At 56.9% G+C, this 13,052-nt stretch carries 2 protein-coding genes; both read right to left on the bottom strand.

The annotated features are described in order from the left end of the window. Window positions 1-337: 337 nt before the first annotated feature. The gene (locus PHD76_01680; GenBank protein MDD5260536.1) at window positions 338-646 is read right to left on the bottom strand and encodes a helix-turn-helix transcriptional regulator; all 309 of its coding nucleotides are present in this window, start codon (window positions 644-646) and stop codon (window positions 338-340) included. A gap of 455 nt (window positions 647-1,101) precedes the next feature. Continuing rightward, the gene (locus tag PHD76_01675) at window positions 1,102-13,032 is read right to left on the bottom strand and encodes a filamentous hemagglutinin family protein (protein ID MDD5260535.1); all 11,931 of its coding nucleotides are present in this window, start codon (window positions 13,030-13,032) and stop codon (window positions 1,102-1,104) included. Window positions 13,033-13,052 lie beyond the last annotated feature (20 nt).

The following is a 13,052-nucleotide window of genomic DNA, read 5'->3' as shown; positions in this document are numbered from 1 at the left end:
CCAAGAACGGCAAAAGACATTAAGGGTTGGCCGCGAAAAGGCGCAAAAAACGCAAAAGAAAGCTGAAGAGAACACATGGATCACCACGTCGAGGACTCCTCGTGATGACGAGTCCACACGTCCGCGTTCCGCCGCTGCGGACGAGGAGGAGGGCAAAGCCCGACAACGCGGCAATCCAGAACACACATTTCGCGCCAAGGTCGCCACGCGCGCAAAGGAGGACAAATTGGGTTAAAAACAAACAGCCAGCACATTTTCTCACGTCCGCCAAAGTCCGCCGCGGCGGACGGTGTGCGAACCCTGCGCCTGCGGCGTACGCAACTACGCTGAAAAAGCTTCAGAAAACTGACGTTAGCGCCTTGCGGGAGACTCCCATCGCAAAAAGCGACCTGAAAAGAAGGTCAAGCGATACGGACGAATCGCCCGCTTCCATTTTGGCGAGGCGGGATTGGCTGGTATGCAATTTTTCGGCCACAGCCTCCTGCGTGAGCCTGCCCTTCTCTCTTGTGGCTCTAAGCAGCCTGCTGGCGGCAAGTCGGGTTTCGACAAGTTCCATGTCGGCGTCGGAAAGACGTGAGAAAATCCTGAACGGCTCTCTCCACCCATTGTCTATTATTTTTTTGTTTTTGGCGCTTGTTTTCTTCATAGCTCTTTAGCCTTTTTTCACAAACATCAAGGGTCGCATTCGGCGTCTTCGATGTTTTTTATGGTCCACTTCAAGTATCACAATTGCCTCTGTGTCCAGATAGTAAAATATCTGTAAAAATATATCCCCAACTCTGAAGGAGTTCACTCGCGATGCCTATCGGAGTTGTGGCATCATGGCTTGCGTGAAGACTGGCCGGAACCGCTTTCAGGGTTCGGGATGATTTTTTTATTTTACCCAGGGTAGCTCGTTCCTCGCAACCCTGGGCTGAAGGGCGAAACGCCGTTGGCGTTTTAGCCAACATCCTATCTTTCAACATATTGTCACCTCTGTTCATTAGGAGGCCCAATCCCCTCTATCAAGAGGGGCAGAAAGCGGAGCGCTTCGGGGTGTGTGGTCTTCTGGGCCGTGGCGATCCAGTACTTGTGTATAATGGAGAATTTGATAGGAGGGGATTAGAGCGGACCGTCGGCGCCGCCGTAACCGATCACTTCGACGGTGATGATGGAAGGCGGCGTTTCTCCCTGTTGAGCACCAGCAGCCTCATTTTGCGCCTGTTTGGCGACATCGGCTGCGGCACTGGCAGCCCCGGCGGTGGTGTTGGAGGCGGAGGTCAAAGAGCCCAGACTCACGCCAGGCGCCGCCACGGGAACCCCGGCGGACTGGCCGCCCACCTGGATATTCCCCGCATTGAGGACCTGAACGGCGGCAAGGTTCAGATTGCCTGACACCCGGATGCCTGCATCGCCGGCATTAATGGTTCCGTTCGGAGCAACCAAATCGACGTCGCCCGGTTTGACTCCGGGAACCGTATTCAAGACACCAATACCGCCGCCGGTGGCCAATCCGGCAAGGTCGGTCTGCACATCGCCGCTTTGCGGATCGATCAGGACGCGGGTGGGCGGGGCCGACTGCACAGTGCGGGACGAAGCGCCGGCGGCAATGTCCCCGTTGCTGGACCAGATGATTTCATTACCACCCCGCAGCGTGAAAATACGGGAGATTCCCAAATTCACGCTGCCGCGGGTGAAGATGGCTATGCTGCCGCCGTCTTCGGTGACAATGCCGGGTGGCGTCAGCGGATTGCCAATGGCGGTGGAGGCCAGGGTCAGTCCGCCTCCGGGCGCGAAGAGGCTGATGTTGCCGCCGCTGGTGGTCCGGATATCGCGGCCCTGGGTCAAGATATCCCCTTTCCAGGTATTTCCCGGGAAAAGGGCGGCAATCGCGGCGTTGGCAGATGCGAAGCTTTGGAAGCCCGGGCTGGAAGGATTGTTGTGGTCGCGGCCCGCATCGCGCAGAGCCAGGTAAAAGATGCCAAGGGCAAGCACATCCTGCTGGGAAGCAGGCAATTGTTGAAAAGCATTCCATGCAAGAGAGGTTTGCTGGCTTGGCGGTTGCAGGTTGAACGCAGCCAAGACCTGCTGGCCGGTAGGCTTGCCGGAAAGGCCCAAGAGAACTCCCAGATTATTTAAATAACCAGTCGCCGGAGCTTGCTGGCTGAAAGTATCCGCAGGCAGGGCGAGGGCGGGCAAGTCAGGCAAGTAGCGTGTGGCCTGGGCGCCGGCTGTGGCCGGGTTGAGAATCGCAGCAATGAAAGCGGAAAAATCAAATTTGGATGAGGGTGATGCCAGGTCCCCCGCGGGCGCGCCGATACCCGCCCCAGCGATAATATCAGCCCCGCCAAAGGAAAGATAGGGATTGCGGGTGTTTCCGATGCTGGTGATGCCCACGCCGGTGCCGTCGGAATTGCCGGCGCCGATGCCAAGATTCAAATTTCGTCCGGCCAGGACTTCGAGTGTGCCCGGTCCGCTGATCTGGATATCACCGGCTTGATAAGGACTGGTGTTGAAATTATTGAGCGCGCTATTGGTGACATTTCCGGGCTGGCTGGCTGCCTGGAGCAACGCCGAATTCGCATCGTAGGGAATGATGTCACGGCCCGCGCTGACGATGCTAATATCCGCCGCATTGTTGTTTTGGATATAAAAGGAAGTGTCCGTGATGTCATTGCCCGCGTAAATCCTGGAAAATTTGCCGGAAAAGAGAGTCAGACCCGAGATATCCCCGCCCAGCGCATAGAGACGAAGCGGATTGGGATCATTCTGGTGGAGCAAACCAGGCGTATGAAGAACCTGTTTGGCCTGCAAGACGGCATGCGTACCTTCTGTGGATCCGGATTCCTGGAACATGGCGCCCAGGGAGCCAAGCAGTTGGGAGTTGGTTTGCCGTGCGACATTGGTGGAGATTCCAACGCCGGGAACCGCTTGAACAGCAGACGGCGAAGCCACGCCGGGTACGGAGTTGGGATCGGCATCGGAAAGATTGATCTGGGAGGAACCCCAGGAAGTGATCGGAGTAAAAGTGGCAGAGAAATTAGTAACGCCGTTGGATTGCAGGCCGTTGATCGAGCCTGTGGCCGCAAAATCCACAGTACCGCCAGGCGAAGGCGACAGGGTTATCGAGCCGCCCAGATTAATATCGCCCGAAAATGCGGTTGCCTGCAGGGTGGGTGGGGCCAGTGCTGCAAAAGTATCGAAATAGGGATCGACATCGGTTTCGACCAATCTGAGCCAGGGTTCATAAAATGAAACCGTGGCAGGCAACGATCTCAAGAGATTCACATTTTCAAGCCAAGCGATCAGGACGGGTGTGGTTTGCTCGTTGCCGGGCAACGTGACATCATTCCTGAATGTAACATTGCCTCCCAGGGAGGAAACATTCACCGTGTCATTAGCCGCATAGGTCGAGAAATAGGTTTTGTCATAAAATGTATTACTGATGCCCTGGGGCAGCATAAAGGCGTTAACGATGGGGCCGAGCAGCACGTTTCCGCGGGCCGTCACGTCAAAGCCGCCCTTGCCAAGGTACAAGGTCGTGGGCAGCCACGTTTGGGAGGGCAAAACTGTGGAATTCAAACTGAGATACTGCGGCACGGACGGGGAACGCGTGCTGTTGGTGGTAATGGTGTTGCCGACGCTGAGCGTACCCTGGCCGCGCTCGACATAATAAACGCCGCCGCTGATGTTGTTTCCTGCCGTCACGCTCAAATCCCCCCCACCCAATTCAACCATGTTGCCCGCATTCGGTTTTCCAACAGGCATGCGGGCGTTGGTGGGGATCACAGCATCAACATTGCGGACATCGCCCCCGGCAACCAGAGTAACATTGCCGCCGCCGAGCGCGCCCACTCCCTCGAAGAAATTGCTGAAATCCACCCACCATGTGGTCGAGGCCACGTCGCCAAATTTGGCGATGCCGAATTGGCCTGTCGTGGGATCCATATAACCACGCCGGTAGAGCCAATTATCCGGGAGTTGTTTTTCGGAATCATCGATCAGTTGCCCCTGGAAAAGAGTTTGATGTTTGATGTCTCCCTGGGCCGCGATGGTCACATTGCCGCCCGCCATGCTGTATTGCGCGGGATAGGTCGGGGTTTCCTGGGTGGCCCCCAGGTTGCCTTCGGAGCTTGAACTGATGTTGGCCGAGGGAGGCGTCACAAATGTCCCGCCCAGGGTTGGATCCGTGACTTTGGCGCCAGCGGTGTAGATCGTGGCAAATGGGTTCAGCAATTGAACATCGCGGCCAACGGAGATGTCAATATCGCCACTGCCGGTGCGGATGACCTGATAATGGCCTTTGACCGCATCGCTGGTCAGGGCCTTTGTTCCGGTGTTTCCAACCGAAGGCGAGCCTGTGCCATTTATGCCGAGTTTAAGTGATCCGCTATTAGCAGCGAGGCTTGCCAAAGACTGTACCTGGTGAAAATCAGCGGCGCTAAAATCAGCACCTGCGGCCAGGCGATAGGACCAGGACTGGGCGTTAAGCGGAAGCGCAGGATTGGCGGCGAGGAGCGTGGCGTTGTAGGTGGAACCGTTAAAGCCGTCACTCAAGGTGCCGTTAAAAACCAGGTTCCCCGAAGCGCGCAGGGTCAAAACACCAGGTGCGCTGTTTGGACCAAAACGGAAAGTGTGGAGGTCCCAATCGATGGACAACGTCAGATTGCCGTTGGTATTGATGATTTCCGCTCCGGAAGCAATGACAGCCAGTGGTTTCAATCCGGCATTGCCGGCAAACAAGCGGTTGGTGATTGCCGCAGCATTTCCGCCGAAGGTGTTTCCGTTATTTTGAACAGCAGATTCCACTGTGTTGTTAATCGAGCCGACAGCGGGCGCATAGACTTGATAGCCTTCCACCAGGATGCTGGAGGCGCCCAGAATGGTTCCATCAATTTCTTTAATCTGAAGATCCGTATTGCCTGCCGTCTGCGGCGCCCGCAAATTCAGCGTTCCGCTGAATTTGCCTATTGCAGCGTTGGCGCTTGTGACTGCTGGAGTTGCATTTTGAGCAACGGAAAGGTCAATGGCGGAACCACTCTGAATATGGATTTGAGGGCCGGCGCCCAAGGCTTGATTGCTGAAGCTGCCGTTGGTTTCCGAACCGGCCTCAAGAGTGACCGCGCCACCTTTGCCGGCATCGTTGAAGGTGTCCCCTTTCACGGTCAGGATTGCCCCACTCTCCAGCACCACACTGCCTTGCGCCGTCAAATTAACGGCGCCACCGGTAGCGCCACTGGCATCAATTTTGCCGCCAACTGTGATCGAACCCTGGTCAGTCGAAAGGTTGAATGTGTGCACCCTGGCTGTAGTTCCGGCAGCGACATAGACATCATTGTTGACACCATTGGAGCCGCCACCCCGGACACGGATCGACTGGGATTGGTCAAAACCATTCGAAGCCAATGCCAGCTCGAGTGAAGCCAGGTCATTGCCGCCCAGAACGGTTGAAGGATCCATCGTTGCCACATCCAGGGAGAAACTGCCGCCCTGCCCGCCTGCGCCCGCCTGCCCCGACAAAGCTCCATCATGCACAAACGTACCCGCCGGGGCGCTGATGGAAATCGTTCCAGCATCGCCAGCAGCCGATTGGGCTGCAACCGACACGCTACCGCTCAAAGCCAAGGTCACGGAACCTGTGTCCGACTCCAAAATAATCTGGCCGCCGTTACTGTACTTTATTTGGTCAAAGAACACCTTGGCGCTGCCGCCTGCATCCAGAATACCTCCCACAACAACTCCGCCATTCAAAGCATGAAGCTTGAGCAAACCGCTTTTCAAAGTCACATCGGTGTTCACTGAGACATTGGCCCCCTGCAAAACCAGGCTGGCACCCAACCCTCCGAGGCTGTCAATGGTTGAAACGCCGGATTTATCAATGAGCAGGGATCCCCCGGCGGTTATGGACTGAGCAGCCGCTGCGGCGCCGGTAATCTCCGGAGTTATGATATGGATATTCCCCTGCGCGGCCAGCCCGCCGTTCCCTTCCACGAGCACGCCACCACTGGCATTCAGATTCAGATTTGCATAAAGATCAACTCCCAACTGGCCGACACCGAGTCGCAGGGTCGAGGCATCAAATTCGAGGGTGCCGGCCAGCACCGGCGCCGGAGCGGCGACTGTCCTGCCCGGGGAGTTGTCCAGTTGGATGTTCTGAGCCATAAAGCTCACTGTCCCACCCCCGTTGTTATAACCCCGGATTGCCGCAGTGTGCAGTACCAAGCTGTTAAATCCTGGCGTACCGATCTGGCCTGTCCCATAAATATCAATCGTGGAATAGCTCAATAAGGACAGGGCCTGCGCGGAACTTTGAAGATTCTGCAGGGCCGCGTTGGAAAGTACCAGGCCGGAAGTCACCGGCTGGCTGTTATCCAGCACAAGGCTGGTCTGGCCGCTGCCGAGGTTGATAGTCTGGCCGCTCAAGACAGCGCTTGAATCAAAGCTTGTCCTGGAAGTCGAATCCAGCGTAACGCTGGCGCCTGAAATCCTTGCTCCCTGCCCAATTGTCATGAGCGGCACGGCGGAGGAATCCACGCTGGAGCGAACCAATTGCGTCGAAACATCGCTGCTGACACGGAGCAGGGCGCCGTCACCCTTGCCCGACGTTGAATTGCCGATGAGCAATATATTATCAAGACCGGAGGCTGTGCCAATCTGTTCGATATCGGCATTCTGGGCCAAGGCAAGGCTTTGGTTGGCGGCCAGGATTATATCCGGTCCTTTCAACGGCGCTCCGGCATTGTCCACTGTGATATTGTGGGTAGTGACTGTGATCGTCGTACCATTGGCGCCGATCTGGCGGACACCGCCAATCAGCAAACTTCCGGCGCCGAAGTTTGTCAGGCCGGACGAATCGAGTACCAGCTCCCCTGGAACTCCGCTGGCGCCGGGACCGGCAATGAGAATATCGGACGGGCTGTTGATATCGACAAGCCCGCCACGTCCGCCCGCCGGAGCCTGCGAATCGACGGCGCCGTGAATGGCCATCGCCTGGGTCGCGGCGAGCACCAATTGCCCCGAATCCAGGGGCAAACGAGGCACGGCCAGATTATTCGTCTGCGCACTTTGAACAAAAAAACTGTTCGGAAGCGAAGCGATGCCGTTGTTGATGAAAACATCACCGTTGGCGAGGGAAAGGTCATATTCGGCCCGGGCGCGGAGTACGGACTGTGGCGCGACTTCAAAAGATGCAAACAAGGGCTGCCGGCCTGTCGGCAGAGGGCTCAGATTGTTGAAACGATAACCGGAAACGAGGCTGGAACTGTCGGGCATGACCGTTGTGCCGTTGGGAACCACGCTGCTCTTCGGAGTCACGAGAAACGCGCCGGGCAACAACGCGTAGCGGGCGGGCAGCAGGGTGTAAACCCCTGAGGGAAGACCACTACCGGCACCGAGATAAATTTGGTCACCAACCTTGAGTGAAGTATTCTGATACGGATGCGCCCCATTGCTGTCCACGGTTTGGTCAATCGGAGCATAATCCGCCTGATAACCCGGAATAACAGCATACGCGGTTGACGAGGCGAGAATATCCCGGGTGCCTCCGACACCGGAAACCCAGCGATACGCATACAGATCCCCGCCGCCGCTGATGTCAATCGACGAACCGGATCCATCCGTGACTTGCTGCGCCGAGATGTTGACCGATTTGACAGGCGGGCCGACAGTGGTGATATCCGTTCCGCTGGGATCGATCCACTGCGCGCCATTGAGATTCGTGCCATAGGGGCTGGTCAAGCCCTGCCCCGTTACGGGATCGACTCCCGAAACCGAAGTCACACTTCCACTCGACAAGGCCAGTGTCTGCGTCGATTTAATATTCAGGGTAGCAACCGAATTTCCGTTTGAATCCGTAACGCCCGATCCGGTGATCAAATCCACCGGTGTCGATCCCAGCCCATTCCAACCCAGGTTAATGGAGCCAAAAGGCGCACGCAAGACACCGCCCTGGTTGATAGTGGAAGCGTAAATGTTCAGGATTCCGCCGGCTGATATTGGAAGTTGCCGGCTGCCGGACGCTTCAAACGTCACACTGCCGGGAGTGGCGCCGTGATCGTAGGCTGCAATGGTGAAACTAACAGCCGTCGGGGTGTAAACTTGTCCAGCGCGCATGGTGATGTCCCCGGCGACGTCCAGCGTACCGCCGCCGCGGATATCGCCGTTGTCAGCATAAAAATTCGCCTTGCCTATTCCCTGCAGCGAAAGATTGCCGATGTCGATAAGGCCGGCTGAAACCGTAAGATCGCCTGCGCCATAGGCCGGCGGCGTGTAAAATGGCCGACCCAACGCATCGCTGAAAATGTTGGCCGGGGGTGACAAGGGCGAGTATGGGGCGTGAAATGAGGTTCCTATGGCGACATAGGGTGCGCTTAAGTTGATCGCAGAATCGCCCAACAGGAAACCTCCACTGGCGACATTGATGCTGCGTTTGGCAGTAATCGTTACGGGTCCACTAAATTGAACCGTACCTCCAAGAGCGAGCGAGTCAAATCCACCGGAATAAAAGCTGTCAGCCGTAAAATGACCGAGGAACGGAAGGGCATTCCCTCCAGTGTCTGTTACCAATTGGCCGATTCCTGTCGAGCCGGGGGCGAAAGGCTTCGGAATCGTGAGTCCGCTTTGGGCCACCCATAAGTTGGGATCCAACGGGATGGCAATGCCGGCGGTTTTTATAAATCCGGATGAAATGGACAGATTTCCTCCCTGTGCCGCGGAGCCACCTGCATGGCCCTTTAGCATCGCATCCGTAAACAATTCCTGAATGCCAGCCAGAGTGATGGATCCGCCGTTGCTGTCGATCAAAGTCGGGACGAGAGCCGATACTCCGCCCGAAGCGTTAGAGTACGATTCAGGCAGATAAAGCGTATCGCTCGCGCCGGAAACATCCAGGGTGGCCCCGGCTTCGGCCATGATGTTGCCGCTGATTTTAATGGCGCCGCCGTTCAAAACAGAACCGGTACGATAGCCGTGGCCGCTGGTGTCCGGCACCAGCAACGTGGTCCCGGCTGTGGATAAAACACTGTCCGGGCCGAGATAAACACTGACCAAGGCCTGTGACGTATTTATGGAAAAACTGTTGGAACTTTTTCCACTGACGCTGATGGTTCCGCCCGGTGCGATAATGGATCCGAGCACGGCTGCCGTATAGCCGCTGATGGAAACACCCCGGGTGGGATCGGATTGCGGATCGGTTTGGATGACAGCGCCCTCGCCCATCAAAAAATCACCCCGAACCGCCAAACCAAGGGGTTGGTTGGAATCTTGCACACCCGCTGCAACGAAGCTCAAATTGACCCCGGTACGCAACCCCTGGGGCGCCAGTATGGAAGTCAGCGCGATACCGGCTGCGTTCGGATCAATCACGGAATTTTGGGCTACAGGAGTGATTGAAGTGCCGGGGGCAATATAAACTGCTGGAAAATATCCGCCGTGTCCATCGGCTTTTCCAAGGCCGGTCAACGTGAAACTGCTGAATCCACCCTGGCTGAAAAAGTCCGACGAAAGCAGCAAGGTATCCGGGTCGGTCGTGGCGCCGCCTATTTGGATCAAGGGGGCCAGGATGTTGAGCGCCGCGCCCTTTTTCCCGATACCGGCATAACCTCTAAGACTGGCATTCAAGTTAAGAATCCCGCCGACGAGCGCCGGTGTTCCCGGATCCTGGCCCGCGTTAATGGTAATGCTGCCTCCATCCCCAAAAGCCTCTTTGCTGGTCCCGCTCAGGGCCACTCCGCTGGACGCATCGATCTTGCTGCCGACGGCCAGATCGGCGCTGTAGCTTTTGATGGACACTGTTCCACCAGCCGTGGCCAGGGGCGAAAGCGATGAACCCGCGCGATCATCCACAATGAGGCCTGCCGTACTCAGGGAGGCTGCCGAACCCAGAATAAAATGCCCGCGCGAGGAATCAGGAGAAGGCGTGGGAGGCGGCTGTTGCAGGACTTGGAATTCCGGGTTGGGGGTGAAGTCGTAAACGGTATAGTTCAAATTTCCGTCCGGAGCGCTTATTTTTCCCTGAATATCGATATTAGCTCCTGTCATTGTAATCGAACCAAGAGGCGAGTCCGCCAGGACAACGCCGAACGGCACCGTAATGTTGCCATCACTGTTGCCAATGCTGAGATTCCCAAAACCGTTAACTCCAATAAGGTGCGGCGACAAATCGAGTTCCATAGGATCTGCCGGATTCAAGGCGGGCCCGAATGTAAAGGCTATATGAGGTGGCGTGGGAGAATAAAAAACCGGGTTGGATGGGTCCGGATTCTGTTTTAAAAAAGACAGGGACAAAGAACCCGCTCCGGGCACGCTCAGGATGGATCGCATGGCCGGCAAAACCGAGGTGCTGGAAAATGTCGCCTTGACCTTCGCATCCGGCATGCGTTGCTGTTGTCCCGCCACGGTGTTCCCATACAAGCCGCCCTTCAGGGTCATGGCGGGGGCGGTAACTGCAAGCGAACCACCACCACCACCCTGGACATAGCCATTCCTGTATGTGGCGCCAACCAAAAGCGGGTTTATGTAGGTCTGGCTCGTGCCCCATTTGGCGGAACTTTGCGTAAAACCGTCATAGATCCCATCATACACGCGATCCGGGGTTGCCTTGGAAATGTCGATGATATTCCCGCCGGCCAAAAGCTTGGTCGTCTGGATGTATGCCCCTTGGTAATTGGTCCAACCGCCGGAGACATCAATGTTCGAGCCGGCCTGCATGGCCAACGAACCACCCGCATTGATTGTCACCGAACCACCGGCGGTTGTCAGCTCACCAACCGAACGTTGGATCAAATTGGCATAACCGGATACGTCCGCGATCTGAGTGCCAATCCAGGTGTTGCCGTTGCTGTCAGTGCCATATTGCGTGATATCGACCTGGATTTTTTTTCCGCGAAGCATGCCGTTGCGCTGCAATGGGGAGTTGGCCAGTTCGGTGCCGGTCAATTGCAGGGAAATAATATTCTCCGTGACCGAGGCGTTGACATCTTCAGAGCCGGCCACGTTGATCACCGCACCCGAGTCCAAGGCAACCTGGCCGTCGCTATAAATAAAAGAACCACCGTTGTTCGGAAGCCAGACGCCGGCTTTCAAAGTTACCTCGGCATTGGGCGCCAGGAGTTGGGAATCCGGGGCCAGATGAATAACAGCCCCTTCCATTTTCACCTGGGAACGCAAGGCAAGCTCGGTGCCAACCACGGTATCGGCACTCTCCACTTCAGGCAGGATGCGGGTCACACTGCCCGCCCCCAAAGTCACGGTGCCGTCGATGGATTGCGGAATGAAGGGAAGAACATCCGGATTGCTGACGGGATCGTATTGGGGGTTGATGGCCGCGCTGTAATCTGCCATGAGATTAACACTCCCGTTTAGCGCCACCGAAGTTGAGCTGTCAATCCCGCCCATCTGATTGACTTGCCTGCCTGCAACAGTGACATTCCCCCTGGGAGCGTCGATGACACCGGTATTGGTCGCAACGCCAGTGAATTGATCAGCGGCGCCAACATAAACATCCAAACCACGCAAATGCGGATCATTGGTGGAATGTGCGGCCATTCCGACCTGCAATCCGGCGGCGAGGATGGTCTGGCCGTCGGGCGTTGATATCGTACCGGCATTATTCACATTTGCTCCGACCAAGGCGATCCTGCCTCCGTTGGTCACGGGAGTATAGGCCACGCTGGCTGGAGCACCGGCAACTTTAGCCAAGCCATTTTGGGTGAGCATGACAATGGTTTTGCCATCGGTATCGACGCTCAACGTATAGTCAACACCCAGGCTAAGAGGAGTGGCAACACCGCCGGACGGAGTATAAGCAACCGTCGGCGCCGTTCCGGCAGCCACAACGTCGGACAATTTTTGCGTGGCTGCGGCATTACCGAGGATGACGGGCTCGTTGACAATCGGGGTGCCATTGAGAATGGCCCCTTGCTGGACCGTTACATCCCCGGTATGGACAGAGGCAGGGACGTACGAAACGCCGACCGAAGCGCCAGCAATTTTCCCCAACCCGGCGGGTGTAAAGGCCAGGACAGTATTCCCACTCCCGTCCAGGCTCATGGTGTAATCCGTGCCGGAAACAAGATTTTTTGGAGTGGGGCCGGAGGGATAATAGTTGACTGTCAGAGCATTACTCGATGACAGCTTTTGGGTCAGCGTATGGGTATTCGCTGCGCCGCTCACCGTAAAAAGCGGGTCGATAAAAACCGGGGTAAAGCCGGAGCTATCCAGTTTTCCGGCTGCAAGCGGCTGTGTTGAAAACAGGAACTGCAAGTCCGCGCTGTTGAGCAGCCCTTTTGAGACCAGGTTGTCATTGATCGGCAGGGATGAAGCCACCAGGGTATGCACATCCACCTGGGAATGAGGCCCGAAAATGATGCCGTTCTGGTTGATGACATAGACCTGGCCCAACGCCTGGATGGCACCCAGTATCTGCGAGGGCGCCAGCGAGGGATCGTTGATTTTGTTGAACGCCACCCATTGGCTTACATTGGCGCCGCCGGCGCTCTGGTCAAAATCAAGCAGCGTATTTTTTCCGATATTAAATGTTTGCCAATTCAACAGCGCCTGTTGCTGGGTTTGCTCAATGGTTACCTGGGTCTGGCCGCCGTTCGCCGTCTGCACCGGAGTTTTGGCCCCCACCCAAGTGACCACCGGATTGGCCACGCCGGGTTGTGACAATCCGGAGTCGGGCACCAGCGCACCCCCGGCCAGACCGTCCGGCACATTGGGCAGTTGTATCGCCGGGTTGTTTGGGTTGGTTCCAAGGTTGTTGGGCCCCGAGATCGCCTGCGTTCGGGCTGCGATTTGAGCCGCCCGCATGACCTGCAAAGCCTGGGCCGTTTGGGCCAGCGCATCGTTCGTCCGGGCCGAAGCCTGCGCCATGGCCTGGGCAGCAGCCTGGCCGGGATCCGATGCCGAAGAGGGGCCGGAGCCCGATCCTCCTGTCCCCGATCCACCGCCTCCGCCCGACCTTAATGCTGCCACAGCCTGTTGGTGGGACAGCGCATCACCGGCCTGAAGGGTTGGAGGCGCCAACAGGAATAATAGCAGTGGCAGTGCCACGGAAACAACAGACAGGGGGG

This window comes from Candidatus Methylacidiphilales bacterium (assembly GCA_028713655.1).
Classification (GTDB): domain Bacteria; phylum Verrucomicrobiota; class Verrucomicrobiia; order Methylacidiphilales; family JAAUTS01; genus JAQTNW01.
Note: the sequence above shows the minus strand (reverse complement) of the source record. Positions and strands in the feature narration are given on the sequence as shown.